The following is a 25,840-nucleotide window of genomic DNA, read 5'->3' on the forward strand; positions in this document are numbered from 1 at the left end:
TGCAAGATGAATTTTCCAGACGCAAAAACGATGGCATGACCTATGAGAGCAGCTGTGCTCTGATAGTAAAACATCAGCATCTGTGTGTAAGTTCGTTAGCGTACATACGCGCTTGACGCATTCCTCTGACAGTGATCTTTAGCAGGCATTGTTGCGCGCATTCAATACCGGTTTTTCAGTGTGCGGCAACGAACAGACCAAGGTTTAGGGTGGGCTGTATAAAGACGGCGAAGATCACAAAAAATGTGGCTTGCGAGAGTAAAGATACTTATCTACCGGAGAAAAAAATGAACAATAAATTGAAAACAGGTCTTTTGACCGCCTGCAGTGTAAGCGTATTAATGGTGACTGCTTGCGCCAGCAGCATGAAAACGCCAGCGACGGCAGAAGTCGCAGTCTCTAAAGAAGCAGTCGATAACGCAGCGGTAGCTGGTGGAAGTGAATTTGCTCCAGCTGAGATGAGTTCTGCGCGCCAAAAACTCGCATTGGCAAACAAGGCCATGCAAGATAAAGATTATAAGCTGGCAAATGACCTGGCTACTCAGGCTCAGGCTGATGCCAAGCTGGCGCAGGCCAAAGCTAATTCTGCAAAGGCGGAAAAAGCTGCTAATGCACTGCAAGACGATATCCGTGTTTTGCGTGAAGAGCTGCAACGCGCCAATAGCAAGCAATAAATAACGAGCAACAAGAGCAATAAGAACATGCATTTGCAAAACATTGTCAGTAACTCTTCCATAGAGTCTGCATATACATCTTTAAGGAAAAATCATGAATAAGAAAATCTTCGCACCAGTCATGTTGATGACAGCGATGGTGTTGTCAGCATGTAGTACTGTTCCAAAAACTACCAGCTTGCTGGACCAGACCCGCATGGATTATCAGGCGGCACAAAATAATCCAAATGTACAGACTCTGGCACCTTTGGAAATGCGTCAGGCCGATGTGGCAATGAATGATGCCAATAATGCTGCCAAAGACAACGAGAGCTCAGAAAAAATTGACAGGTTGGCTTATCTCGCCAAACAGAAAATAGGCATTGCGCAAGAACTCGCAAAACAAAAACAGGCAGAAGCAGCGGTTGCCGATGCAGCAAAAGCCCGCGACCAGATCCGTCTGGAGCAACGCACCAATGAAGCAGACAAGGCAAAAATGCAGGCAGATCAGGCCAAGGTACAAGCTGATCAGGCAAGATTGGCTGCGCAAGTAGCCCAGGGCGAAGCAAGCGAAGCCCAGCGCAGAGCACAGGAAGAGCAGGCAAAAGCACTGGAAATGCAAAACCGTAATGCAGCCCTTGAATCACAACTGGCAGATTTGCAAGCCAAGACGACGGTACGAGGTATCGTGATTACCCTGGGGGATGTGTTGTTTGGTGTGGATCAGTCAAAATTGAACCCGGACGGTATGCGCACCGTACAAAAACTGGCGACGGTCTTGCAAAACAATATGCAAAGAACAGTGCTGGTTGAAGGGCATACTGACAATACAGGCTCACATGCACATAACCAGGATCTGTCAGAACGTCGTGCCAATGCTGTGCGTAGTGCCCTGGTGTTGATGGGTGTATCACGTGACCGTATTGAAACCAAGGGCTACGGCGAAACCTTCCCTGTAGCTGAAAATAATACAGCGCAAAATCGCCAGTTCAATCGTCGCGTAGAGATCATTTTATCCGATGCCAACGGCAAGATCCTGCCGCGCTAATTACCAGACTCAAAAAGGAAAGGAATAATCATGAGCTACCTAATGTCTACCACATTGCGTACCAAATATATCTTGCCCGTGCTATCTGCTTCTTTGCTGATATTGGCGGGTTGCAATAAAGCGCCAGATGGTGCCGCACCAAATGCGTCCACGACTATTGGCGTGGAAATTGATGATTCTGTCATCACGACTAAAGTCAAAACTGCGATGATGTCTGACGATATCATCAAGGGTGCCGACGTCAAAATTGAAACCCGCAAGGGTGAAGTCTTGCTGAGTGGCTTTGCCGACAACCAGGCGCAAATCGACCACAGTGCTGCTGTAGCAATGGCGGTCGAAGGCGTCAAGAAAGTCGATAATAAACTCGTCCTGAAAGAAGGCAAACAAACTGTCGGTAACAAGATCGACGATAGTGTTATCACTGCTGGCATAAAGACAGCGATGCTGCAGGATGCCCAAATGAAAAGCATGGATGTCGCCGTCGTTACCCGCAAAGGAGAGGTGCAACTGAGCGGTTTTGTTGATAGCGAGTTGCAGGCAACGCATGCAATAGAAGTGGCGAAAAGTGTCTCTGGCGTGCAAAGCGTGATCAATAACCTCAAGGTTAAAAACTAGAACTCATTTCATAAATAGGGATGAGTGCGAACAAGGCGATTTGGGATGCAGTGCAAGGCGTGACGCGCAGCTAAGGCGTCCGCCTTCGCAAGCGTAAGGAAGCAAACTGCACGCAGCAATGCGCCCAAATCGTTAGTTCACTAAGGGTTTGCCTCATGACGTGTACCAGATAACATAGAATTTATTTTTGATGATGCAAGCATTAACTGCCGTGTCCGCATTGCCATTTCGCGTTATGAGGCAAACGCACCTCATTCATATTTATGAAATGAGTTCTAGTCACTAAAGCTGATACGCATTGGCCGCATCTTGCTTCCCCGCATTATTTATGGATGTGGGGAAGTATTGGTTTATCTAATTGAGAAAATATCATGACAAATGAATTGAATGAAAAGCGGGTGCCTGTTAAACCTGAACCAGAAGAAAAAAAGAAAATCATACAGAAGAAGGAAGATGATCTCGATGAGGCACTGGATGAAGGTTTTCCGGCCAGTGACCCGGTGGCCATTTCAATCACACCACAGAAAGTGGTCAAGATCCCCGGATCTGACGCGAAAAAATAATTCTTGTTAAGATTAATGCTGGCAGGAGTGAGCTCTCATTGAGCCCGCTCTTGCTTGCTGGTGATAAAGGATAGTAACTGCCTTTGTTGATGTGCAAGAGCTGTCTGCAAAGTATCAGGTTTTCACAACCAGTATTCAAGCCGTCTGGCCAGCCATTCTTTTAGTTTGATCATTGCCGGACGTTGTTGCCAGGTTTCCAGCGTGACCTCGGTAGACAGGCGCAAGTCTTCTTTGAAGGCGTTCTCCATCGCTATTGCAAACTCGGTATCAATGACGACTACATTGACTTCCTTATTGTGTAAAAAACTGCGGGTATCAATATTGGTGGAACCCACGGTTGACCAGACCTGGTCAATGACGGCGGTTTTTGCATGCAATACAGAAGTATTCAGTTGATACACTTTGATACCGCCAGCCAGCATTTCATCATAAAAAGATTGACCAGCGTGAAACACCAGGCCACTGTCAGTCACTCCAGGCATGATGATTTTCACGTCCACACCACGTTTGGCTGCAGCGATCAAGGCTTTTAAGATTTGTGCATCCGGTACAAAATAGGCTGACGTTATATGGATACTATTCCTGGCTTCCTGTATCGCCAGTAAATAGGCTTTGTAGATGGCCGGGTTACTTTCTGGTTCACTGGCAAGTACCCTGACCATTTTATTGCCCTGGTTTTTTAAGGCCGGGAAATACAGCCTGTCAGCAGGCGGTTTGTCGTCGACATTGATCCATGTTTCAAGGAATATCCATTGCAGTGCAGCCACTGCTGGTCCGGTGATCTGTATGTGGGTATCGCGCCAGCCAATCTTGTCAGGATTTTTTGATTTTGATCGGAATAAAGAGCTGTTCGCATAGCTGGCGCTGATATTGACGCCTCCTGTGAAGGCGACTTCACCATCGACGATCAGTATTTTCCTGTGGTCGCGCCGGTTGGGCGACCATGGGCCCTGTAGTTTCGTCGGATTGACCGGATTGAACTCCATCAGATGTATGCCGGCTGCTTTCATATTATCGAAAAAAAATTGCGGCGTACCTATGGTGCCAACACTGTCATAGATGATATTAACCTCTACCCCAGCTTGTTGTTTCTCTATGAGCAGCCTGGCGAATTCCAGGCCCAGTTCATCCTGGTCAAAGATATAGGTTTCCAGGTGTATATGGTCTTTTGCCTGTCTGATGGCGGTCATCATTGCATTCATGGTTTGTGGACCATCAAATAGCAAAGTAACCTGGTTGCCAGCAATGAGCGGGCTACCGGTAACAGCTTCTTCCAGCGCTGCCAGGGCTTGCATATTGGCCAGGCCAGCGCCAGAAGTTTTCCACCGCTGCCGCATCAGTGCCTGGGCTTTCGATGTGCTTAGCTCGCCCTTGCCATTATTGATGGTGGGTTTGGCTGATGTAGTTTTTTGTGGCTGGTCAAGGACAGGCTCCAGATAATTGACTTCTGGCAGTGAACTGCAGCCATTGAGCATAACAAGGATGGCTATGCTCATAGAACTCATCAATAAATGAGATGGCAATCTTTGGTGAGCGGCCACGTAGTGTCCTTTGAGAGAGTCAGGTTGTGATAGCAACTTTCAATACGCCGTCGCGCTGATTGGCAAACAAGTCATAGGCTTGCTCTATGTCATCGAGTTTAAAGCGATGGGTCACCATGGCATCAAGCTTGACGCGTCCTGATTTGACAACATTCATCAGACGGCGCATACGCTCCTTGCCGCCCGGACATAAGGTGGTAATGATTTTGTGATCACCCAGGCCCGCAGCAAAGGCATCCAATGGCAAGCTTAACTTGCTCGAATAGACACCCAGGCTTGATAATCTTCCGCCAGGTTTTAATGCTCGCAAGCAACTTTCGAAAGTCATTTGTGTACCCAGGGCTTCAATCGCCACATCCACACCACGGCCATGGGTCAGGCGCATGATTTCTGTTAATGGGTCAGTTTTGGTATAGTCAATTGTGATATCTGCTCCCAGCGTCCTCGCCATGTCGAGACGACTGGCCACACCATCGACTGCAATAATCAGACTGGCCCCGCGCAATTTGGCACCTGCAGTTGCACACAGACCTATCGGCCCCTGAGCGAAGATGACGACCGTGTCACCGATCTTGATGTCGCCACTTTCTGCTCCACCAAACCCTGTGCTCATGATATCCGGGCACATCAGCACCTGTTCATCGGTCAAACCATCTGGTATTACTTCCAGATTGCTCATCGCATATGGCACCAACAGGTATTCTGCCTGGCAGCCGTCGATAGTATTGCCAAAGCGCCAGCCGCCTGCAGGTTTACCACCGCATTGCGAATGCTGACCATCGAGACAGGAATAACATTGCCCGCACGGTGAGATCGCACCAACTATGACACGTTGACCCAGCTCATAGCCAGTCACGCCAGCACCCAGTGCAGCTACCACACCAACCGGTTCATGTCCTATGGTTAAACCGGGCTTAACTGGATATTCACCTTTTAGTATGTGGATATCAGTACCGCAAATAGTGGTCGTGGTGATCTTGATGAGTGCTTCACCGGGGCCAGGTACAGGTATGGGTTTTTCTTCTATCGCGATCTTACCAGGGCGCAGATAGACTGCTGCTTTCATCGTCGGCATTGCTTTTCCTTATCAGAATGGACCTCATCTCCTTAAATGAAATGAGTTTTCTTTTCAGCGCGGACGTATGCCCGATTTTCTATAGGCGTCAGCAATATCCTGCTGCATGACTGATTTAGCTTCACGCAGGCAGGTGCTTTGCTGACTGCGCTCTGCACGTTTACATTCAGCTACTGACAACTGATAAACAGCTTCTGCCTCCTTTTTCAATGTCTTGAAATAAGCCATGGGCGTCATTTCTTCCTGGTACCAGCGCTCCGGGTCTCCGCGCTGGGCAATGGCTGTAGAGTCAGTATCCACGGCTAGTGCCGGGCCAGACATCGCGCAAGTAATCATTGCAAAAAGAATGCCTTTCGCAAGCTGTATTGTTTTCGTTTTCATGATAACTCCTCAAAGTAAAAATGACGGTTCTGATCAACTCTATAAACGACCAGTCAGCAATAAAATAATGAGAATAATCACAATCAGGCCAGTGACACCGCTGGGCCCATAACCCCAGGAACGACTGTGCGGCCAGGTCGGAAACAGGCCGATCAGGGCAAGGATAAGGATGACGAGTAGTATAGTGCTCATTGTTTAGCCCATAGGATTGGTATAGCCAATACAGCATTCAGTGCCATGGGAGGATCAAGTGGTTTCCCCGGTTGACGCTGATTGCTGCAATCAGGAATTATTCATCCCTGAGTTGCGCTTTAAAATAGTGGCAGGAATTGACAAAGGCATCACGTAGCTGCTCGGTCGTGGTGATCATGCTTTCCCAACTGCTTTCACTGGCAGATTTGATTTCATCCAGCTTTTCACTTAAATGCTGTGCCTGGATATGTAGTTTTTCCATCTCCTTTGCATAATGCGATCGCATCACTTCTTTTGAGGCAGTAATTCTTTCTTCCATGTCTGTCATGCCGAAATTGAGTTCATCCAGCTGTGCCTTGATGCTGGCTATGTATGCATCACGTTTGGCATCACGTTTGGCATCATGTTTGGCCATCATGGTATTTCTCCCTCAAGGATGCGTTCTTATCTACCAAACATGACTCAAATATTGGCATATTCGCCATGTTGAGCCTTCCATGCTTCGAGTCTTTGCTGGTCGCTGGTGTTGGTTGTCGTCAAAAACTTGCTGTTGGATTCGAGTTCTGTTTCCAGTTGCTCAAACTTTTGACTGGTAATGCCCCAGCCCAGCAAGGCTCCGATGACAGCGCCGCAAACAATTCCTATTCCCGCACCTGTTAGAGCAGCTGCCATAGGTTGGGTTACCAACAAGCCGAGTCCGGGGATAAAGAACGGCGAGATCAGCACTGCAAGCGTTGCATTGATCATTCCAAGCACACATCCAACCGCCATACCTATGCCCGTACCAGCGCTGATGCTGGAATGAGAATCCATCTGTTCCATGATTTGTCCCTTGAAATCGCTGCGTCGCGCATAAAGATGTTTCGGCAGATTGTGTGCAGTCTGCCCTGCTGATTTACCTTCTAGGCTTCTCATGTTCAGTGTTTGCGAGTCATTGGCTGTGATCATAATGTCTGCTCCTCTGGTAATTAGTGGTTCATGGAAGACCAGGCCAGTTCTTATGGGCGGGTAATTTTCTTGGTGGCTTTATCTATGGCCTCATGGGCATCCCCAAGGATTTGCTGTGCTTTGCCTACAACCTGTTTTTGAATTCCTTTTATTTCCTGCTCCTTGCTGCCTAGGATTTTTCCTGTGCCTTCCTGTACTTTGCCCGCGATGTTGTTAGCGGCGCCTTTAATCTGGTCTTTGTTCATGATTTTTCCTGGTAAGGTTAATAAATGCTTTTTTGAGAAAAACTTGCTCTGATGATGCATGACAAATTTATGCCTTTCCGCCAACCTCATCTGTGCGCTGGCACACTCTAAAAAGAAAATCGTGAAAAAAAGACGCTTGCCGGGTAAAGAAATATTTCTTGGGCAATGTTCGATACCGAACAGATATGTGATCTGACTGATATCAAAATAAGGCATCGGACTTTTCCGACGTTGCAATTGTTGATTGCAGATAGCCTATCTGTTTAATGTTTAAAACTCACACCTAAGAGGGAATATATGAATAAAAAAATCGCCATGATGCTGTTTTGCACAGCCACCCTGAGCAGCGCCGCCAGCTTTGCTGCAGATGAAAAATCAACTGCCTATACAGGCGCGAAAGAGGCTGCAAGTACCGAGTTCAAACTCGCCAAAAGTAAATGTGACGCGATTACCGGCAATCCCAAAGATGTTTGCCTGGCCGAAGCAAAGGCTGCCCGCGTACATGCTGAAGCAAATGCCAAGGCAGAATATAAAAATACGGTAGCCGCACGCACAAGCGCAAGAAAAGACATCGCTGATGCTGACTATGACGTAGAAAAAGCCAAGTGCGGAAGCATGAGCGGAAATGACAAGGATGTCTGCATCAAGCAGGCCAAGTCCAATAAGGTTGCCGCCGTATCAAATGCCAAAGCAGACAAAAAAGTCATCGATGCCCGCGTGGATGCCAATGACGATAAGGTCAACGCAGAGTACAAGGTCGCCATAGAAAAATGTGATGCCTTGTCGGGCCAGGGTAAAGACAATTGTGTCGCAGCAGCAAAATCAAAGTTTGGCAAGTAAACCGGCTTAACCCCAAAGCCGTGCCGTTGCAATGCGTATCAGCCGGCTTGGTGTTCACTTAATGTAATTAATCTCTGAAAGATAAAAATGAAAATCGCTCAACGCATGATGGCTATGGTATTCGTCGGTTCCATGTTGGTAATCGCTGGCTGCGCTTCCACATCGACAAAAGAAGGAACGGGAGAATATGTTGATGACTCCGTCATCACAACCAAGGTCAAGGCAGAAATTTTCAATGAGCCAACATTGAAATCCATGGAAATCAATGTTGAAACATTCAAAGGCGTTGTGCAGCTTAGCGGCTTCGTGACTTCCAGTGCCAATATTGAAAAAGCTGTGTCTGTTGCACGCAATGTCAAGGGCGTGCGCTCCGTGAAAAATGACATGCGCTTGAAATAAGCCGGTCTTCGCATGGGAAAACGCTGTCAATGCAGATTGACAGCGTTTTCTTTTGCCGGAATAACAAAAGACGGGAGCCATGGCTCCCGTCTTGCATAAGTATGTTACCTGTTTGTTTTACTTGATGCGCTGTTCAACGGTAAATTGCTCGATTTCCACGCGACGGTTGGGTTCCAGGCAAGCGATCAGGTCGCTACGTTTCTTGTTATTGCACACGACCACAGGATTGCTTTCGCCTTTGCCTATGGCGTTCAGTCTTTGTCCATCAATGCCCTTATTGTTCAGATAGGTCTTGACAGAATTCGCGCGTTTTTCCGACAGGTTCAAATTGTATTTGTCTGAACCTATGCGATCTGCGTAGCCGGTAATCACCACCTGGTTGATTTGTGGATTGGCATTCAGTGCTGCGGCGATGTCATCAAGTTTTGGCTGCGGAGTACTTAGTACCGCACTGTTAAAAGCAAACAATTCCGTCGCAGACAGGGTTATTTTTTGATAGACCGGTGGCGGTGGTGCGACTGGTGCAGGTGGTGGTGGAGCTTGCACGACGACAGGTTCTGGAGGTGGTGCTGGTGCATAACTTACAGGTCTGGCTGCAACCCTGGGCTTGTCAAAGGCATAGTTGAGACCAAATGACAGATGAGAATTGCTGGCCTGACTAAAGCCAAAGTCATTATTGTGCAGGTAGCCATGCACTTTGCGCCATTCGACCTGGGCAGACCATTGATCGTTGAGGGAAAATTGTGCGCCCAGACCTGCGCTGGCTGCCGGTGCCGTACTGTCGCCTGCCTTCAGGCCACCATTGCTTCTGTCGCGGTTGGCAGCGATACCCACGACCAGGTAAGGGCGGAATGCTTCACGAGAAAACAGATACAGCAGATCAACTCCGAGCGCATTTTGTTGATAGCGTTTGCCATCGTCAGTGGCGCGCGTGTAGTTGGTATTGATTTGCGCATCCCAGTTTTCTGACAGAGGCTTGCCGAGGCGCAGGCCCACGCCATAGCCGCGGTTACCCGCACCGAAAGTTTCATCTGTTTCAGCAGCATGGACGCTGCCACCTATATACCAGGAAGGATTGTAGTCTTCGGCCATTGCTGTGCTTGCGCAAAACAGGCAGGCCAGGGCTGCAGGAATTGTTTTTAGATTGTTCATGAATACTCTTTCCAATTAAAAAAGATGGGGGGCGAAATGATTTGTGCAAAAAAAAACGGGATTTCACTTTATTAGTAAATCCTGCATGCGAGATTAGAGAGAATGCCGACTTTCATCGGTGCGCTGACGCACAAATGTGGTTTTTTTAGCAGTTGAATAGCTAAGGAATTGGCGTAGCGAGCTGTTGCCTATGTGTGTCATCGCACTGAGTAGACCGAAGTTTTGGCCCATGATAGTGGAGTATTGAAAATTGAATTCAACCGAACAGGATCTACATGGCATTTTTTTCTCTGGAACACAGTAAGGCCGCTTACCTGACCGATTTTATTTTGTATGGCATTGCAGTAACTTGCTTATTGATTTTTTTGACCTTGAGCACTCCTTTGCGCAAGTTGGCTGAGGTAGTCATATTTGTGCTTGTCGGCTTGTTTGCATCCACTTTTATAGAATACTTCCTGCACCGGTTCATACTCCACGGCCTGCAGCCATTCAAACGGTGGCATGCGTTGCATCATGCCCGTCCTTCTGCACTAATTGGAACGCCGACTATTCTGAGTCTGACTTTGATCGTTATTTTGGTTTTCACTCCCGCCATACTTTTGGGAAATTTGTTACGGGCCTGCGCGCTGACTTTGGGTCTGACAGGGGGATATTTGTTTTATACGATTACCCATCACGCTACCCACCATTGGAAAGCAAATCATTCTTGGTTAAAGGAAAGGAAAATCTGGCATGCACGTCACCATCATGTGGACGCTCGCCCTGTGTGTTTTGGTGTGAGCACCGGTTTCTGGGATGAGGTTTTTTGCAGTAACGGAAGGAAATGAAAGGGGGAAACTGCGAGGCTGGTAAATCTGCGGTTGCGCAGTGAAAATCAACTGCTGCAGTCATGACTACAGCAGTATTTGATAGTCAGGACATCAAGCTATATCAGCCATCAACCCATTGCCTCATGTGAGCATGGTTGTTGCTATTTGAAGCAATCGTCTGCAGACCGCTTGTTGCTACTACTGACTGCATTATTGCTTGACACCTTCATTCTTCATCGCTTCGAGTTTGTCGTAACCGACAGCTGCCGAGGCAGTCTTGATGGTCGCCATATCGACATTATCGCCATGTGCCTCTACCAGGAAGCGGCCAGCGATGAGCAGGCTGTATTCGCCCGATGGGCCGTCTTTCTGGAATCTTTCATGGGTGGGGCGGCCATTGACCTTGCCCATTTTTTCATAGCCAGTATCGGTTTCCTTGTCTTGTTCCATCATGCCCCAGGCAAACATGGCACCAAACATTTTGCTGCCGCCAGTGTCAGTGATCGTCATTCTGATCTGATGATTGTTTTCATCACCGTAGCGGGCTTCTGCCTTGGAAACCTTGAATTCGCCCATGGCAGATTTTTCACCTTCCAGGCTATTGCGTTTCAAACCGCCTATGGCTTCCGGGAACAGGGCTTTCAGCTTGTCTTTATCGACCACTTCTGCCTGGTTGCCAGCACCCAGTGCAACGCCTATTGCTTCAGTTGCGGCTTTCATTTCAGCCTGGGGGTCACCAGATTTTTTAGCAGCCTCCATCTTTTTGTTGGCCTCTTCCATTTTCTGACCCATTTTTTCCAGCTCACCGAGCGCGCCGCTGTTGGCGGCAGAATTGCGCGAGGCATGCATGCTGGCGGCACCATACATGCCGCTGCCACCAATTGCGCCGATGACCATGCTGAATACAACCATCATCACAACGGAACAGACAACAGATACGGCGGTGTAAGCGCCTGCTTTTTCCTGGGGAGCTTTCATCAGCACAGGAAGGCCCAGGTAAAGCAGGTAAATGCCATACGCGCCGGCCAGAATGCCAAGCATGCTCAGAGATGGCAAGAGCGAGAGTATGCCTGCCAGCCATGCAGGTGTGAAAGAATAGGCCGCCACCTTCAGGGCCTGTGCAGGATTTTTCTCTGCACCAAATTGAGGTGCCAGGGCATCGATGATCAGCGATATCAGATAAACACCGATCAAGGCGAATACAAAGCTCATCACCATCGCTGTGATGCCGGTGAGGATGGGCAGTCTTATATTACCCAGCAGGGGGACGCTGAACCCGATAATGCTCATGCCTATAAAACTGGAAACAGCAGGGATGGCAGCCAGAGGGGCGACGTAGTTCTTGAAGATGTCTGCCGTGCTGGTGGTTTCAGCAGCGATGACGGGCCATTCTGTTTTTGGCGTCAGGGTGATATTTTTCGCGCGTTCTACGAGATTCATGGGTTTTTCCTTTAATAAAGGGCAGGGCCGGTATCTGCGACCCAAAACAGGAAAACTGAAGAAAACAGGCTACTTATCTTTTCACTAAGCGACAAAGTTTATTACAGTTTTTTGCAAGTAGGACAAAATAAAGCGCTTTTCTGCTGTTTTCCATACTATGAATCTCAAGACTTGCTAGCTATCATCATTTCCCGCCAGTGGCAGGAACTGTATCCCGGTTTTATTGACCAAGTCCTTGTAGCTTATGGGTTTGCTGGCATGTGCCTCGTCTGTATTTTCTACCCAGTATGCCCAGGCGCGACCGATCGCCGGGTCATAGACCAGTTTGAACAGGTGTCTGGGCACCCAAATCTTATTGTTTCCAATTGTCGCTGGACGTGAGTCGTAAACCGGGCCGGTAATCACATACACATCACCCGATGCCCGCAGCACATACTGGCGTGTGGCTTTTTCTATGGCAGCCCAGGTCTTGCGGTTGTTCACTGGCGCCTGTGGCACCATATTCGCCAGCGAAAAGCTCTGCGCCATGGCGGTGCTGTCTGCCATGTCGGCAGCCGGTGCCATATGCCCACGGTCATAGCCAGAACCCTTGTAGTCATCCAGTTCGGCCCTTTCTGCACGGGGTAGCCTGGCGTCGGCATAGAACTGGTCACTTCGTACATTTTCCCTGGCCTTGTAGATGATCTGGCGATTCAATCTTTCAGCGACATAGATGGGCGTGTGACTCTTGCCTGAATGCATGACTGCAAATGCCGAGAAACACAGGGCGCGCGGGCGCATGTTGCCAGAGACAGGCAGAGCTGGAACGTACCCCTTGGCAAAGAACTGGCGGCATCCGGCAAATTCCCCTGTGGCCTGGCCGGGGAAATTAAAAACAGCATTATCCAGAAAAGAAAGATCAACAAAGGAGAGGCTGATAACAGCAAAAACGAGCAGTGGACTAAGCTTGGCGAGTTTTTTTAGCATGTATATGAAGGCGGGTGCCGGACGGGGGATTTCCTGAGCGAAGCAGATTGATTGTCTGGCAAGTCCAGAGACAGGTAAATTGAGTAAAATGCAAAAGGGCTGGATTCTATATGATTTTCCTCGGGGTATCTTGTTGCTCAGTGAATCGCCTGATTTTCAAGCGGAAATGTGTCGTAACAAATAGAGACTATTTTGACAATAAAATACTTGCCTATTTGATCCACTTGGCTGACTATGCCGCAGATCAAAAAATACTGCCAAACCTGATGTTTTCTACTGCTACCCTGACCGCCGCCAGAAATAAACTGCTCAAGCTTGAAGCGAGCTGGGTATTGTCAGGCTTGCTTTTGCTGGAAGTCATGCTGTACTGCCTTGATGAATTCACCGGGCCGCACAGCTTCTATGCTCCTTTTTATGTCTTCCCGGTGGCCTTTAGTGCCGCCTTGCTGTCGCAACGCATGGCTGTTTTCTTTGTTGTCCTGTCCAGTCTGGCGAGGGCGCAGGTATTCAGCCAGTTTTTCCAGGCGGGCAGTTTGCTGTTGCTGGCATTTGATATAGTCCAGAGCATGTTGTTGTACGGGGCGATTGCGGTACTGGTGATGACAGTCAAGAGCATGCATCAACGCCTGCTCAGATATGCTGAATATTTGCGTGCCAATGTCAGGCTCATGCGCCAGCAAAGGCGCAACCGTGCCAGCATACGCCGGGCCCTGCCTGATGATGCTGATGGCATAGTGCGCCTGGCAGTCAGCGGTGCGCAAAACGGTGATCTCTCAGAAGATATTTCAAATGCCGTATTGCAGCGCACGCTGGCTACGGCTTTCAGGCAAGGCATCGTCGAGGGCCAGACCGTCAGGCATACCTGGGCTGGCGGCCAGCAAAAAGTGCCAGTCGAATTCTGGGTTTCCATCATCAATGGCCGTATGGCCGGTTTCTTCATGTTGTACGGTGTTGATAACCAGCAGGGTTCAGAACGCGAGTTGCATGCCATGGTGGTGGCAGACGAATACCGTGGCCTGGGCATAGGTGCCGCCATGACCGATTTCTTTTGCATGCATTTTAAAAACCGCCGTCTGTTCGCCGCCTGCAAGACAGGGTCAAACATGATGAAGATGCTGAGCCGCAGGGGCTTCAACCAGTTTTGCACGGCAGAAAACGGCTACGTCATCATAGAGCGGCACAACTGAAACTTGTGTCTGTCATCCATTCTTGTGCAGGGTATCCCACTGCAAGCCAAACTTGTTCAGATATTTCTTGAGCCTGTCTGCATCATTCGGGTTGGCTTTGTTGCTGCGTGACGCGGCAAACAATTTGCGGCCAGCTTCCGACATATTTTTAGAGCGCAGACATATTGCCAGCACGGCCCGCAATTGCACCGCATCGAATAAATCCAGTTGCGCAAGCTGTTCTGCATCCAGATAGTCATGCAAATCCAGTTCACGCGTGTCTCTGCCATCGTCATGTGCATGCGACCACAGGCGTTGCAGGCGTTTGATTTCTTCACCTGCATTCTGGTCATTGATGCGCCCGGCGTCAGCCAGCGTGGCCATGCGCGTGACGGAGGCAGACAAATCGCGGAAGTTACCTGCCCACACCGCCTGGGCCGAAGTGGCAAATTCCATATAACTGTCTTTCGCCTCTTTATTGAAGCGTACCATCTGCCCGTTCTCGGCGCTGTATTGCGATAGCAGATAATCGATATTCGGCGCAATGTCTTCTACCCGCCCACTCAGGCCAGGCAATTCATATGACCATAGATTGATACGCGCATATAAATCTTCACGGAAACGGCCTGCCGCCACTTCTTTGCCCAGATCGCGGTTGGTACCCGCCACTAGTTGAAAATCACTTTGCACTTCATGGTCGCCACCAACCGGGAAGAAACGTTTTTCTTCTACCGCCTTAAGCAGCATGGCTTGTTCATCCAGGCCCAGCTCACCAATTTCATCAAGAAACAGCAAGCCCTTGTGGGCTGTTCTCAGCAAACCGGGGCGGTCAGACATCGCGCCGGTGAATGAGCCCTTGATATGACCAAACAGGGTAGAGCCCGCACCGTCACCACGCAGTGTGGCACAGTTGACTTCGACAAACTTGCCTTCCAGTCTGTGCCTGGCTTTTTTCAATTCAAAGACACGTCGCGCCAGGAAAGATTTTCCTGCACCAGTAGGCCCCATCAGCAGGATGGCTGCCTTGGACTTGATGGCCACGCGTTCTATTTCATCAATCATGGTATTGAAGCGCGCATTGCGGGTGGCAATGCCAGACTTCAGAAATGCTACACCTTCCTCCTGCTCACGGCTAAAACGCTGGGCGATCTGGTCATAGCGTGACAGGTCCAGGTCAATGATGGTCATCTCACCAAAATTGCCCTTGGTCTGCCGCCGTGGCGGCGAAGTCTGCAAGAGCTTGCCTGGCAGGTAGCTGGCTTCTGTCATCAGGAACAGGCAGATTTGCGCGACGTGAGTGCCAGTGGTGATGTGCACCCAGTATTCTTCTTTGTCGGTATCGAAGGGATAAGACCTGGCAAAGTCAAATAGGCAGCCATACACATCTTCAAAATCCCAGGGATCCTGTATTGCTAACTGATGTGAACGTACTTTCGTTTCTGGCGAGGTATCGGCGATGTCCTTTTCCAACTGCGCGAGCAAGAGCTCATGTTGACCGCTGTACAGCAAATCAATGCGGTCTATGACGATATCTTCATGCTGGGTCAAAGCAACCGTAGGTCGCCATTTTTCCCAGCGACCGCTACCGCGACCGCTATCAAGTTGGGTGCCTATAAAACCGATGACGACTTTTTTCTTCTTAATCATTTTGGATAAATATTTATCTATTTGGATAATTGTATAGGAAATTTATCTTGCGAGCTGTTTTCGCGAATTTCCGTTTATTTTTGTATTTTTCTATTTAAATCAATAGTTTAGTGTTCAATTTTAATCCCTGCGACAAACCTGGCACGCCCATTGCAATAGAGATAGTCAAGAGCAAGCAAATATGCAGATCTTGATCAGATAAGAATAAAGAAAAAAGGAAATGAAATGGTTAATACACAATTGTTCCAGAGTTTAAAAAACTCACTGACAAACAAATTTTTGCCAGTAACAGATACTACAAATTTTTCCGGCGCTGCAGCCTACAAGTTCACCGCCGAACACAAGCTGGCGCAATACGCTGCCACTGGTTGTCTGAACGCGACTTACTACGCCAGTGCAGAAGCACAACTGGCAACAGTGCTGGATTTGACCAAAGAGGTGACACCTCTGTTTGTAGCGCAAACTGCGATCTACTGCCGTGAACGTGGCTATATGAAAGACATGCCGGCCTTGCTGGTAGCAGCACTGACCATGCGTAATGCAGTCGAGTTGCCGCGTACTTTCAAGCGTGTGATGAACAATGGCAAGATGTTGCGTAACTTTGTGCAGATACTGCGTTCAGGTGCGATAGGCCGTAAGTCACTGGGTTCACGTCCTAAAAAACTGGTACAGGCATGGTTGAATACTGCCAGCGAAAAAGAATTACTGGCAGCAGCAGTAGGTACTACACCGTCACTGGCAGATGTCGTGAAGATGGTTCACCCGAAACCTGCGGAAGCATGGCGCGAAGCCTTCTTCGCCTGGTTGATAGGCAAGCCATACAAGGCCGAATCCTTGCCACCTATAGTGGCAGCGTTTGAAGCATACAAGAAAGACCGCAGCCTGGCCTTGCCGGATGTGCCTTTCCAGATGCTGACAGCGATGAACTTGACGACAGAAGACTGGGCGCAAATCGCCCGTCAGGCTGGCTGGCAGATGTTGCGTATGAACTTGAACACCTTTGGCCGTCATGGTGTATATGCCTTGCCAGGGATGGTGGACTTGATTGCCGCCAAATTGAGTAATGCAGAGGCAATTGCCAAAGCCAAGGTGTTTCCTTACCAGTTGATGGCGGCATACAAGGCAGCGAATGAAGAAGTACCGTTGCCGATCAAGAATGCGCTGCAAGATGCGATGGAAATCGCCTTGAGCAATGTGCCAGAAATATTTGGCAAAGTCGTGGTGTGTGCTGACGTGTCTGGTTCCATGTCGTCTGCCGTCACAGGCTACCGTGGCTCGGCAACGACCGCAGTACGTTGCATAGACATCGCTGCCCTGGTAGCTGCTGCCATGTTGCGCAAGAATCCATCGACCCTGGTCTTGCCGTTTGAAGAGCAGGTCGTGAAATGTGATTTGAACCCACGTGACAGCGTAATGACCAATGCGCAAAAGCTGGCAGCGATAGGTGGTGGTGGCACCAATTGCAGTGCACCACTGGTGCAGTTGAATAAACAGAAAGCGCAAGCTGACCTGGTGATCTTTGTCTCTGACAATGAATCATGGATGGATGCAAGCCGTGGCCGCTCTACTGCCACCATGACGGAATGGAATGTGTTTAAACAACGCAATCCACAAGCCAAACTGGTGTGCATAGACATTGCACCTTATGGCACGACACAGGCAGCAGAAAGAGATGATATTTTGAATGTAGGTGGTTTTTCTGATGCCGTATTTAAAATCATCGCTGCCTTTGCTGCCGGTCAGCTAGGTGCAGAGCACTGGGTAGGTGAAGTAAAGGCAATTGATATTTAGAGAACCGCTGGCGGGGCAAAATGCAGTAGATGTGTAGTAAATGCCTCGCCAGTCCAGGTAGTAAAAGTTTTTGAACGCAGCATGAATGTAAATGTGATTACATCTGAAAACTGTAAAATCACCTTTAAGCCTTGTCATGCCGTGCTTCAAAGACCATGTGAGTGTGGTCCTGAGTTTGAAATGCAGTACGAATGCGCGGGCGATTACATCCAAAAAATTCGCAAGCAATCCTTGTCGTACAGTATTTCTCAATACCGCAATCAGATGTCGCAGTACAGGTTTTGGATATGGCATGAATGCTGATGTGATTACACTTGTAACGTAATATCACCCTCTGTTCTTGTCATGCCATATTCAATAAATATCATTGTTGTTGTGTTTTGAATGCCATATGAATGCTTATGTGACTACATGGGGTGTTCACATGAATGATTTGTCATATGGCGACTCAAGATTTTGCAAAGGTTTTGAACTGGGCTGGAATGCCGATGTGACTACATCTTGCCAAGATATCCGTCACATTAAATACTTGTTTTACCCAGGTTCAATCAGGTTTTACCCGAATGCCATCAGGATTACATAGACTATATTGGTGCGACTCCAATCTGTTTCATTCCGCAAGGGTGAAGCAGAAATCCTGGTAACACTTGTCGGGGTTTTATTTTTAAAGTACGGACGTGATGAAAAGCGGAAAACAAAGACGGGCAGAAATCATGGAAAAGCGGCGCGCGCGCATACCCGCGAAAGAAAGTTTTGATGTCTATGCGATGCCTGCACCCGTTGGAGCAGTCATGGCTAATTGTGAGGCATTAAGTCACAATAAGAATGCTATTTTCCTGCCCTTGTTTTATGTGGACTACGCCTTCAACTGTCGTGATTGCGGATGCGCACAGATATGGACAGGCAAGCAGCAAAAGTGGTGGTACGAGATTATGCAAGGCAATATCAATAGTGTAGCTATTCGATGTCGCCCTTGCAGGAAGATAGAGCAGCAAAGAAAGAAGCAAGCCAGGGACACGCATTTGAGCGGCCTGGCAACAAAGCACAAACAATAGAGTTTTCAGGCGAATGCCAGTGAACGTGCAACGGTCCTAAGGTGGTTAACAGATTCAGTATGGTCTGGTGTAGCCTGGGTACTGACTCTGACAAGAGTCTCCCGGCCGTCGGTTTCACAAACCCTTGTCGCCGCAAGTAATAGGAAGTAATAGGAAATAAGAGGAAATGAAAGAGTTTGTGCAGTAAGTAAAAGTTTAGGCGAATGCTGGTGAAATTACATCACTTTTAATGAGGCTGTCGCGGGTTCGAAGCCCGTCACGAAATCTCGGTTTCGTGTAGCTCAGTTGGTAGAGCACCTGTGGGTGACCACATACATTTCACCGAATATTGTCGCCACCCCAAGATGGCAACTTGTAAAGTAAGAGAAGCAAAGCAACGGTTAATTGTCGTTTAGCTGTTGCAGTAAAAAAGTTTAGGCGAATGCTGATGAAACTACATCGCTACGAACGAAGAGGTCGTGGGTTCGATTCCCGCCATGGCGTAATCTGGCGCCGTGTAGCTCAGTGGTAGAGCGCTTGTTTCATCACCCCCTCGTCGCCACCAAAGATTTAATAATAAAGAGAAAAATATGAAGCACGAAGATTACGATGTAATACAGTACAAAGATGGTCGTCCTATCAAAATGTGGACCAAAGGTGTTCCTGTTGAAGAAGAAGCCAAGCAGCAATTGGCGAATACCTCCCGTTTGCCTTTCATCTACAAACATATTGCCGTGATGCCAGACGTGCATCTTGGTAAGGGTTCCACTATCGGTAGCGTGATACCTACCCTGGGTGCGGTGATCCCGGCGGCTGTAGGTGTGGATATCGGTTGTGGGATGATGGCCGCCAAGACCACCCTGTTCGCCCATGATCTGCCAGATAACCTTGGCCCTTTGCGTACTGCCATAGAAAAAGCCATACCGCATGGTATGTCGCCTAAGACGCGGGGTTTCAAGGGCCGCGATAAAGGTTCATGGGAAAACCCGCCACCATCCGTAGATGCGGCTTGGGCGCAGTTGAAAGACGGTTTTGATGAAATCTGTTTGAAAACCAGACTTTTAAAAAATACGAATAACTACCTTCACCTGGGAACCCTGGGTACAGGTAACCATTTTGTTGAGATATGTCTGGATGAAGCCAATGCCGTATGGTTCATGCTGCACTCCGGTTCACGAGGTGTAGGTAATGCAATCGGTAGCCATTTCATTGAATTGGCCAAGCAGGATATGCGTACTCATTTCATTAATTTGCCAGATCAGGACTTGTCTTACCTGCCAGAAGGAACCGAGCATTACAAGGACTATATTCAGGCCGTGGGTTGGGCGCAGAAATTTGCGCGTTTGAACCGTGAAGTGATGATGCAGAATTTGATTGCTGCTGTACGTACAGTGATCAGCAAACCGTTCGAGACTCACGTTGAAGCGGTAAACTGCCACCATAACTATGTGCAGAAAGAACATCACTTCGGTAAGGATGTATTGGTAACCCGTAAAGGTGCAGTATCTGCGCGTGCCGGTGAGTTGGGGATCATTCCTGGTTCCATGGGAGCAAAAAGCTTCATTGTGCGTGGTAAAGGGAATCAAGAAAGTTTCCATAGCTGCAGCCACGGTGCAGGCCGTACCATGAGCCGTACCGCAGCCAAGAAGCTATATACCGTTGCTGATCAGATCGCTGCAACCGAAGGTGTGGAATGCCGTAAAGATGCCGATGTGATTGATGAAATCCCTATGGCATATAAAGATATCGACGCTGTGATGCTGGCTCAATCTGCCCTGGTGGATGTTGTGCATGTATTGAAGCAGGTAGTGTGCGTTAAGGGTTGATTTTGCGAGTTCAAGACCTCTGTAATCAGAGGTCTTGAACTTGATTTGAATTGAAAATAAAAATAATGAATAAGAAAATGATAGAGCTGGATGGCTCTTTGGGTGAAGGTGGTGGACAGATTTTGCGCACGTCTTTGAGCCTGTCCATGATTACCGGTCAGCCGTTTCGCATCATCAATATCCGTGCTGGCCGTGCCAAGCCGGGTTTGTTGCGCCAGCATCTGGTGGCAGTGCAGTCTGCTGCGGCTGTCAGCGGTGCGCAGGTGACTGGCGCTGAGCTGGGTTCAACCACGCTGGAATTCATTCCATCGGGTATCTATGGCGGCACGTACCAGTTCGCCATTGGCAGTGCAGGTAGTTGTACCCTGGTGTTGCAAACACTGATACCAGCTTTGCTGTATGCCGATAAACCATCGACCATCAAGATTACTGGCGGCACGCACAATGACATGGCACCACCTGCACAGTTCTTGCAAAAGGCTTATGGCCGGGTATTGCAGCAGATGGGTGCAGATGTCAGCTTTGAATTGAAGCGTTATGGTTTTGTGCCTGCAGGTGGTGGCGAAATCATCGCCCAGGTACAGCCATGCAGGCAGTTAAAAAAAATCGACCTGCTGGAACGTGGCGAAAGAATCAAAGGCTACGCCGAAAGCTTTGTCGCTGGTGTACCTGTCGATGTCGCCAAACGTGAGCTTGAATGCGTAGGCACTGGCATGGGCTGGTCTGCCGATCAATTGCTGGTGCGTGGACTGAGCAATGACCAGGGGCCAGGCAATGTACTGCTGATTACGCTGGAACACGAGCAGGTCACCGAAGTGTTTTGTGGTTTTGGTGAAAAAGCCGTCAAGGCAGAAAATGTCGCCAAACGTACTGTGCAGGAATTGCGTGAGTATGCTGCATCCGGTGCAGCCTTGGGCGAACACTTGGCAGACCAGGTGATGTTGCCATTTGCTTTGGCGGGCGGTGGTAGTTTTACGTGCAGCGTCGTTTCGCAACATGCAAAGACCAATGCAGACGTGATCGCCAGATTCTTGCCAATTCATACTGAATTTTCAGCAGACGCTCAAAGATTTGTGTGCTCGATAAAATGAAGCTTATAGAATAAAGATTCTTTGTGCAAAAATGCACAGTATGCTGACTTGAAGTCAGTCATTTTTGTATTTCAACTGCTCCGGGGAAGTTCTGCGGCAGGAACGCTCGGCTGGTACCGAGAAGGCGCTGGTTCGAATCCAGCCTCCGGATCCCAATTTGCTAAAAAGCAATAGGCCTCTTCACTCACCTGGCTGAGTATCATGACCATCGAAAATAACAAAGACGTGTCAAAAGAAAGTAGCGAAAATATGGACGGTATATCACTCGCGTATCCATATGCGCAAATTGCCAAAGCGATTCAGGCGCAAGTTACGCACCGTGAACCAGATATACGCGAAAATGCCGGCACCAAGATACATCGCTGGACCAGTGTGATTCAAAACATGTTAGCCGGCGTTTTGACACCTGGATCAAGAACACCATTATCGAACGTGCCTGCCTGGGTAACTCTTGATGTCATAACGGGTGGTTTTGCAACTGGCAATTTTAAAGCTGGTGGAGAATTACATGATTATGAAAAAGTCTTGCTTGCTGAAATGGGTGAAGAATTTCAAGGCATCAATACATCAGAAGCTCGACAAACTCTCAATACCTATTTCATTTCAGAGATTGGATTCAAAAAACTGCAGCAGGCCCTTAATTCTGGAACATATGAAATAGATGTTCCAGAATCAGGAGCGTTATTGGTATTGACCTGGCTTGCCGAACGAGGGCATTTCGAACAGGTTGAGACTTTGTTGAGTGTGATCGCACCTTGGTTTGACAGGTTAAGGTTTTATCCTGACCTGAGTTCCCGGACTGCTGCCCGGCGAGGCAGGAAAACAGTGCATGTTCGTGATGTTGCATATACACGCCAGATATTGGGAAGCATTGAATCAGATATTGGTATTCGGATTCAACGGGAAACGATTGCTATCTGGAACCCAGCTTATGACAGGATGTTGGGTTTGTTTTTCGAAACGCTGGAAGGTGATATGCCATGCATTGCGCTTGACGCCAGTGGATCGTGGGTGAATAAAGAAACCCGTAAATTCAACGTAAGTGGTGGATGGCCATGCAAAAAATATCCGGATGACTGGACGGGGCGTGCGCGTCAATTTCTTGACGAAGAAAATGAGTTGCGTAAAGTTTACAAATTGAGTTCGCGACCCTACCGGAAGGATGATAGTTATTTTCAGTTGCGATCATATCTGGAAATTTGTGTGCGCTCCCCCGCTGACTTGAATGGTCGTGACGTAGGGCGAATCAGATTGATATTGGCACGCGCTCTTACCAAGCGAGGTATTCCTTCGTCCAAAAAACACGCAGAATTACGTCAATTGCAGGAGCAACAAATACGTATTCCTGATTTCAAGGTATTTGCAAAATTGTTGGATGAACGATTGCAGGAGCATTCACCTGATTACGGTATTGAAGATACGCAGGCAGTTTTACAACCCGTTAGCAAAGATGAGGCAGTGCGCTGGAATGTAGCATCTGAAAGCCGCATACCCAAGAGCTTGATGCAAAAAATTAAGCTCGGCAGTGAAGCACTGGTGGAAGACTTACTGAAGTACCGCATTATCGCTTCGGGGGAAGTATTTGCACAAGTGTTACCGCAGATGGCGGAGCAAACTATAGCTTCAGGATTTGACAATCTGGAGGCCAGACGCCTTTATGCCTCGGTTTACATGGCGTTTCGTCGCAGGCGGTCATTACTATTGCTAAACCTGGAAAAGCAGGTACAGTTGGAGGAGTTACCCTGGGTTAAGGCAATGCTGCCGTTTAATCGAAAACATGAGCAAAGCAATTTGGCGAATCGGCAGATTCTTTTGGATTCAGTGCGTTTGAACTTTACAACTTTTCCTCAAGCACTTTTACCAAATAAATTACTGAAAGAATTCTCGGCTTTTGCTAAAGAAGCTGATCTGAAACTGCCTTTAGTTGAAGAGGTCGCAGCGGATATCTTCATGGGGCAGTTTTCGGCCAAGTTTTTGGAAGCAGCCAAACTTGCTGCTGGTCATTTGCAAGGCAGTTTATATGAGCGGTATTACGATATTGATTATGCCCGTGTAATGGCTATAGAAGATACCGAAAAAAATGGAAAGGAAAATAGTAAATACAAAATTATCCATAGAGCAGATAAATTTGCAGAGCTTTGCGCGCACATGTCTGGTCAGTCAAATAGTCGAAGTACAGCAGCAAATGGAACGATCATTGAGTGGCAGCAAATTATTACTACGCAAAACCTCGCTTCCCTTTGTCTGCACATTGATGGAGGAGCGCTGTTGACTGAGGATTATTTCAACATGGCGAAAAAATGCTATATCTTCTTGTGCAATTGTCTGAGCAAGAAGCGCTCGGGATGGCATGACGGTTTGATCAAAGTGAAAAATTCTGCCTATGCCTGGCGTCAGATGATCTTTTTCATGTCGCAACTCTCTGAACACAGAGTCGCTGAATTTTTGGAATGGACAGAAACTCACTTGCATCTTCAAAATAAAAACCTGAAACAGGCAATTCAACCTGCCATGATTGGTCTGCAAGTAGCTGCAAAAGGTAAGCGACTCGACCGTGAAATGTGCGTGTCCACAGGTGCGCAACGTTTCCTTGGATGGTCAACGCACCAGCATTGGCTACTGGCTGGTTTGGAGATTGATTCCAAAGATCGTGTGTCATAGCAAGCATGTTCAGTCTTTTAAGACTGAACATAATGCTGTCATAAATGATTAAGGTATTTTTATAATTTCTATTGACACAGTAATTTAATCTCGTGCAGAATCGAGTCTCTTCGATATGCAGCAATTTAAAAATTCTCTGCAATTCGATTTTTTCATCAACACCCAATTCAAGAAAGGAACGGCCATGCCACGGAATACGGCTAATAACAATCAGAACAATATTTAGCCCCGTGCACGACGCTCGGGGTTGAGGCAAATCGCCAACCCGAGCCGGTCGTTTTTTTGAAAGCCCCGGTGAGGAAACTCGTCGGGGTTTTTTACTTTTCAAAACGCTGATTTTTTGTTGGAACGCCAGAACTTGCATTGCCTTGCGCGGTGCGAGCAGGGTCGGTGTTCGTCAAAAAAATACGCAGCCTTATTTGCGAAGAATTATTTGCAAAGAAAAGCAGCCAGATATGTCTCATGTCAGCAGCACGATTTGCTGACTCGGTGAGAACAACTGACTGAAAAAACACCGGCATGACAAGAAGGAAAATTGTATGCCTATAGCTCAAAGTTTGCACAAGGCCAAAGTGCCTGTGCATATATTTACCGATGATATTGATCACACTGCCATACAGCAGTTGCTCAATATCGCTAATTTAAACATCGTCCATTCCCACGTTGCCGCTATGCCTGATGTGCATGCGGGTGTGGGGCTACGGTAGGCAGCGTAATACCTACCCGTGCCGCCATCATCCCTGGTGCTGTGGGTGTCGATATAGGTTGTGGCATGAATGCCGTGCGCACGACTTTGACTGCCAGCCAGTTGCCAGACAACCTGGCGAAACTGCGCAGTGCTCTGGAAGCCGAGATACCCGTCGGTTTTCGCCAGCATGCATGGAACAGGATGCGTGGTTCTGCCCTGGTCAGGGTGGGCAAGCCCTTGAATGACAGGCTGGACAAGATCGTTGCCAAGCACAGAAGCATCATGAAAATGCTGCCGAAGTTTTACCAGACCTGGATATGCCAGTTGGGTACTCTGGGTGGTGGTAATCATTTCATTGAAGTGTGTATCGATGAAGAACAGCGTGTCTGGATCATGTTGCATTCTGGTTCGCGCGGTGTGGGCAGTGTCATCGGCAAGCATTTTATCTGGGCTGCCAGAAAAGAAATGTGGCGGCACCAGATACATTTGCCGGACAAGGACTTGTCTTATTTTACTGAAGGCTCGGAATTGTTTGATGACTATGTCGAAGCGGTGCAGTGGGCGCAAGATTATGCGCTGGCTAACCGCAGTGAAATGATGCGCAGGGCGCTTGCTGTACTGGAAAAAGAAGTTACCAGCTTCAAGCTCGATGGCGAGGCCATCAATTGCCATCACAATTATGTGTCGCAAGAAACCCATAATAATGAAAACCTGTTCATTACCCGCAAGGGAGCGATTTCTGCCCGCATGGGTGAGATGGGGATTATTCCTGGTAGCATGGGGGCACGTAGTTATATCGTCAGGGGCAAGGGTAATCCTGAATCATTCTGCTCCTGCTCTCACGGGGCAGGGCGCAGGATGAGCCGGGGTGAAGCCAGGGAAACCTTTGACGCAGATGATCTGGCAGCCCAGACTCAGGGTATAGAATGTCGCAAGGATAAGGGCGTAGTCGATGAAATTCCGGCAGCGTATAAGGATATCGATGCAGTCATGTCGCACCAGCATGACCTGGTTGAAATCGTGCATACCTTGCGCCAGGTTGTTTGCGTAAAAGGATAGAGGATAAGAG

Annotated in this window: 24 protein-coding genes, 1 tRNA gene and 1 pseudogene; 15 read left to right on the forward strand and 11 right to left on the reverse strand. The window is 48.2% G+C overall.

All coding sequences use genetic code 11. From position 1 onward, the window contains the following. The first annotated feature begins 287 nt into the window (after window positions 1–287). From UNDKW_RS03820 to UNDKW_RS03835, 4 genes are all read left to right on the forward strand, one after another. Window positions 288–674, forward strand: coding sequence for a DUF4398 domain-containing protein (locus UNDKW_RS03820; RefSeq protein ID WP_162057657.1), 387 nt, complete (start codon window positions 288–290; stop codon window positions 672–674). Between the two features lie 94 nt (window positions 675–768). Further along, entirely contained in the window at window positions 769–1,701 is a 933-nt protein-coding gene (locus UNDKW_RS03825; protein WP_162057658.1) for an OmpA family protein, read from the forward strand. 30 nt (window positions 1,702–1,731) lie between these two features. After that, window positions 1,732–2,316 carry a BON domain-containing protein gene (locus UNDKW_RS03830; protein WP_232063227.1) on the forward strand — a complete coding sequence of 195 codons (585 nt, stop codon included), beginning with the start codon at window positions 1,732–1,734 and terminating at the stop codon, window positions 2,314–2,316. 371 nt (window positions 2,317–2,687) lie between these two features. Beyond that, on the forward strand, window positions 2,688–2,879 hold the full coding sequence (locus tag UNDKW_RS03835; RefSeq protein ID WP_162039835.1) for a hypothetical protein: 192 nt from the start codon (window positions 2,688–2,690) through the stop codon (window positions 2,877–2,879). A 122-nt stretch (window positions 2,880–3,001) separates the two neighbouring features. Here UNDKW_RS03835 and cls read toward each other — a convergent pair whose 3' ends face one another. The 7 genes from cls to UNDKW_RS31055 all read right to left on the reverse strand — a co-directional run bounded on the left by cls (window position 3,002) and on the right by UNDKW_RS31055 (window position 7,477). After that, window positions 3,002–4,375, reverse strand: coding sequence for a cardiolipin synthase (gene cls / locus UNDKW_RS03840; protein ID WP_162057659.1), 1,374 nt, complete (start codon window positions 4,373–4,375; stop codon window positions 3,002–3,004). 64 nt (window positions 4,376–4,439) lie between these two features. Continuing rightward, window positions 4,440–5,495, reverse strand: a complete 1,056-nt coding sequence (locus UNDKW_RS03845) for an NAD(P)-dependent alcohol dehydrogenase (protein WP_162057660.1) — start codon at window positions 5,493–5,495, stop codon at window positions 4,440–4,442. A 54-nt stretch (window positions 5,496–5,549) separates the two neighbouring features. After that, complete coding sequence (locus tag UNDKW_RS03850; protein WP_162039837.1) at window positions 5,550–5,876, reverse strand: hypothetical protein; 327 nt, start codon at window positions 5,874–5,876, stop codon at window positions 5,550–5,552. Between the two features lie 39 nt (window positions 5,877–5,915). Next, window positions 5,916–6,068 carry a DUF3309 family protein gene (locus UNDKW_RS03855; protein ID WP_162039838.1) on the reverse strand — a complete coding sequence of 51 codons (153 nt, stop codon included), beginning with the start codon at window positions 6,066–6,068 and terminating at the stop codon, window positions 5,916–5,918. Window positions 6,069–6,165: 97 nt separating this feature from the next. Then, entirely contained in the window at window positions 6,166–6,486 is a 321-nt protein-coding gene (locus UNDKW_RS03860) for a hypothetical protein (protein WP_162057661.1), read from the reverse strand. A gap of 44 nt (window positions 6,487–6,530) precedes the next feature. Then, window positions 6,531–7,016 carry a hypothetical protein gene (locus tag UNDKW_RS03865; RefSeq protein ID WP_162057662.1) on the reverse strand — a complete coding sequence of 162 codons (486 nt, stop codon included), beginning with the start codon at window positions 7,014–7,016 and terminating at the stop codon, window positions 6,531–6,533. 50 nt (window positions 7,017–7,066) lie between these two features. Next, on the reverse strand, window positions 7,067–7,477 hold the full coding sequence (locus UNDKW_RS31055; protein WP_370529081.1) for a CsbD family protein: 411 nt from the start codon (window positions 7,475–7,477) through the stop codon (window positions 7,067–7,069). Window positions 7,478–7,558: 81 nt separating this feature from the next. On the opposite strand from UNDKW_RS31055, the gene UNDKW_RS03875 reads away from it, so the two are divergent. Further along, window positions 7,559–8,101: a hypothetical protein gene (locus tag UNDKW_RS03875; protein ID WP_162039841.1), complete on the forward strand. Its 543-nt coding sequence runs from the start codon at window positions 7,559–7,561 to the stop codon at window positions 8,099–8,101. A gap of 87 nt (window positions 8,102–8,188) precedes the next feature. Beyond that, window positions 8,189–8,500, forward strand: a complete 312-nt coding sequence (locus tag UNDKW_RS03880) for a BON domain-containing protein (RefSeq protein ID WP_162039842.1) — start codon at window positions 8,189–8,191, stop codon at window positions 8,498–8,500. 117 nt (window positions 8,501–8,617) lie between these two features. On the opposite strand, the gene UNDKW_RS03885 is transcribed toward UNDKW_RS03880, so the two are convergent. Beyond that, the gene (locus UNDKW_RS03885; RefSeq protein WP_162057663.1) at window positions 8,618–9,652 is read right to left on the reverse strand and encodes an OmpA family protein; all 1,035 of its coding nucleotides are present in this window, start codon (window positions 9,650–9,652) and stop codon (window positions 8,618–8,620) included. 275 nt (window positions 9,653–9,927) lie between these two features. On the opposite strand from UNDKW_RS03885, the gene UNDKW_RS03890 reads away from it, so the two are divergent. After that, entirely contained in the window at window positions 9,928–10,479 is a 552-nt protein-coding gene (locus UNDKW_RS03890) for a sterol desaturase family protein (protein ID WP_162057664.1), read from the forward strand. 192 nt (window positions 10,480–10,671) lie between these two features. On the opposite strand, the gene UNDKW_RS03895 is transcribed toward UNDKW_RS03890, so the two are convergent. After that, window positions 10,672–11,901 (reverse strand): Yip1 family protein, encoded by a 1,230-nt coding sequence (locus tag UNDKW_RS03895; RefSeq protein ID WP_162057665.1) that lies wholly within the window; start codon window positions 11,899–11,901, stop codon window positions 10,672–10,674. A 174-nt stretch (window positions 11,902–12,075) separates the two neighbouring features. Next, on the reverse strand, window positions 12,076–12,867 hold the full coding sequence (locus tag UNDKW_RS03900) for a DNA/RNA non-specific endonuclease (RefSeq protein WP_162057666.1): 792 nt from the start codon (window positions 12,865–12,867) through the stop codon (window positions 12,076–12,078). A gap of 266 nt (window positions 12,868–13,133) precedes the next feature. On the opposite strand from UNDKW_RS03900, the gene UNDKW_RS03905 reads away from it, so the two are divergent. Beyond that, the gene (locus tag UNDKW_RS03905) at window positions 13,134–14,054 is read left to right on the forward strand and encodes a GNAT family N-acetyltransferase (RefSeq protein WP_162057667.1); all 921 of its coding nucleotides are present in this window, start codon (window positions 13,134–13,136) and stop codon (window positions 14,052–14,054) included. A gap of 12 nt (window positions 14,055–14,066) precedes the next feature. Here the strand turns inward: UNDKW_RS03905 and rtcR are convergent, their stop codons facing one another. Continuing rightward, window positions 14,067–15,677 carry an RNA repair transcriptional activator RtcR gene (gene rtcR, locus UNDKW_RS03910; RefSeq protein WP_162061749.1) on the reverse strand — a complete coding sequence of 537 codons (1,611 nt, stop codon included), beginning with the start codon at window positions 15,675–15,677 and terminating at the stop codon, window positions 14,067–14,069. Window positions 15,678–15,905: 228 nt separating this feature from the next. Between rtcR and UNDKW_RS03915 the strand changes: the two genes are divergently transcribed. The 7 genes and pseudogenes from UNDKW_RS03915 to UNDKW_RS03945 all read left to right on the forward strand — a co-directional run bounded on the left by UNDKW_RS03915 (window position 15,906) and on the right by UNDKW_RS03945 (window position 25,830). Continuing rightward, window positions 15,906–17,471 carry an RNA-binding protein gene (locus UNDKW_RS03915; protein ID WP_162057668.1) on the forward strand — a complete coding sequence of 522 codons (1,566 nt, stop codon included), beginning with the start codon at window positions 15,906–15,908 and terminating at the stop codon, window positions 17,469–17,471. A 680-nt stretch (window positions 17,472–18,151) separates the two neighbouring features. After that, window positions 18,152–18,526, forward strand: coding sequence for a zinc-ribbon domain containing protein (locus UNDKW_RS03920; RefSeq protein ID WP_162057669.1), 375 nt, complete (start codon window positions 18,152–18,154; stop codon window positions 18,524–18,526). A gap of 569 nt (window positions 18,527–19,095) precedes the next feature. Continuing rightward, window positions 19,096–20,331, forward strand: a complete 1,236-nt coding sequence (locus UNDKW_RS03925) for an RtcB family protein (protein ID WP_162057670.1) — start codon at window positions 19,096–19,098, stop codon at window positions 20,329–20,331. A 65-nt stretch (window positions 20,332–20,396) separates the two neighbouring features. After that, window positions 20,397–21,422, forward strand: a complete 1,026-nt coding sequence (gene rtcA, locus UNDKW_RS03930; protein ID WP_197893088.1) for an RNA 3'-terminal phosphate cyclase — start codon at window positions 20,397–20,399, stop codon at window positions 21,420–21,422. 79 nt (window positions 21,423–21,501) lie between these two features. Next, window positions 21,502–21,573: transfer RNA gene (locus tag UNDKW_RS03935), tRNA-OTHER, on the forward strand. 50 nt (window positions 21,574–21,623) lie between these two features. Continuing rightward, on the forward strand, window positions 21,624–24,083 hold the full coding sequence (locus UNDKW_RS03940; RefSeq protein ID WP_162057671.1) for a hypothetical protein: 2,460 nt from the start codon (window positions 21,624–21,626) through the stop codon (window positions 24,081–24,083). Between the two features lie 539 nt (window positions 24,084–24,622). Continuing rightward, a pseudogene (locus UNDKW_RS03945) lies at window positions 24,623–25,830 on the forward strand (RtcB family protein). Window positions 25,831–25,840: the final 10 nt, after the last annotated feature.

Origin of the sequence: Undibacterium sp. KW1 (assembly GCF_009937955.1) — a bacterium.
Lineage (GTDB): Bacteria > Pseudomonadota > Gammaproteobacteria > Burkholderiales > Burkholderiaceae_D > Undibacterium.

Coding starts and splice junctions, on each gene's coding strand:
- UNDKW_RS03890 (WP_162057664.1), top strand. CDS start 9,928: ATGGCATTTTTTTCTCTGGAACACAGTAAGGCCGCTTACCTGACCGAT.
- UNDKW_RS03940 (WP_162057671.1), top strand. CDS start 21,624: ATGACCATCGAAAATAACAAAGACGTGTCAAAAGAAAGTAGCGAAAAT.
- rtcA (WP_197893088.1), top strand. CDS start 20,397: ATGAATAAGAAAATGATAGAGCTGGATGGCTCTTTGGGTGAAGGTGGT.
- UNDKW_RS31055 (WP_370529081.1), bottom strand. CDS start 7,477: ATGCCTTATTTTGATATCAGTCAGATCACATATCTGTTCGGTATCGAA.
- UNDKW_RS03835 (WP_162039835.1), top strand. CDS start 2,688: ATGACAAATGAATTGAATGAAAAGCGGGTGCCTGTTAAACCTGAACCA.
- UNDKW_RS03885 (WP_162057663.1), bottom strand. CDS start 9,652: ATGAACAATCTAAAAACAATTCCTGCAGCCCTGGCCTGCCTGTTTTGC.
- UNDKW_RS03920 (WP_162057669.1), top strand. CDS start 18,152: ATGAAAAGCGGAAAACAAAGACGGGCAGAAATCATGGAAAAGCGGCGC.
- UNDKW_RS03915 (WP_162057668.1), top strand. CDS start 15,906: ATGGTTAATACACAATTGTTCCAGAGTTTAAAAAACTCACTGACAAAC.
- UNDKW_RS03830 (WP_232063227.1), top strand. CDS start 1,732: ATGAGCTACCTAATGTCTACCACATTGCGTACCAAATATATCTTGCCC.
- UNDKW_RS03895 (WP_162057665.1), bottom strand. CDS start 11,901: ATGAATCTCGTAGAACGCGCGAAAAATATCACCCTGACGCCAAAAACA.
- UNDKW_RS03825 (WP_162057658.1), top strand. CDS start 769: ATGAATAAGAAAATCTTCGCACCAGTCATGTTGATGACAGCGATGGTG.
- UNDKW_RS03845 (WP_162057660.1), bottom strand. CDS start 5,495: ATGCCGACGATGAAAGCAGCAGTCTATCTGCGCCCTGGTAAGATCGCG.
- UNDKW_RS03860 (WP_162057661.1), bottom strand. CDS start 6,486: ATGATGGCCAAACATGATGCCAAACGTGATGCCAAACGTGATGCATAC.
- UNDKW_RS03820 (WP_162057657.1), top strand. CDS start 288: ATGAACAATAAATTGAAAACAGGTCTTTTGACCGCCTGCAGTGTAAGC.
- UNDKW_RS03875 (WP_162039841.1), top strand. CDS start 7,559: ATGAATAAAAAAATCGCCATGATGCTGTTTTGCACAGCCACCCTGAGC.
- UNDKW_RS03865 (WP_162057662.1), bottom strand. CDS start 7,016: ATGATCACAGCCAATGACTCGCAAACACTGAACATGAGAAGCCTAGAA.
- UNDKW_RS03850 (WP_162039837.1), bottom strand. CDS start 5,876: ATGAAAACGAAAACAATACAGCTTGCGAAAGGCATTCTTTTTGCAATG.
- UNDKW_RS03905 (WP_162057667.1), top strand. CDS start 13,134: ATGTTTTCTACTGCTACCCTGACCGCCGCCAGAAATAAACTGCTCAAG.
- UNDKW_RS03880 (WP_162039842.1), top strand. CDS start 8,189: ATGAAAATCGCTCAACGCATGATGGCTATGGTATTCGTCGGTTCCATG.
- UNDKW_RS03855 (WP_162039838.1), bottom strand. CDS start 6,068: ATGAGCACTATACTACTCGTCATCCTTATCCTTGCCCTGATCGGCCTG.
- UNDKW_RS03925 (WP_162057670.1), top strand. CDS start 19,096: ATGAAGCACGAAGATTACGATGTAATACAGTACAAAGATGGTCGTCCT.
- UNDKW_RS03900 (WP_162057666.1), bottom strand. CDS start 12,867: ATGCTAAAAAAACTCGCCAAGCTTAGTCCACTGCTCGTTTTTGCTGTT.
- cls (WP_162057659.1), bottom strand. CDS start 4,375: ATGAGCATAGCCATCCTTGTTATGCTCAATGGCTGCAGTTCACTGCCA.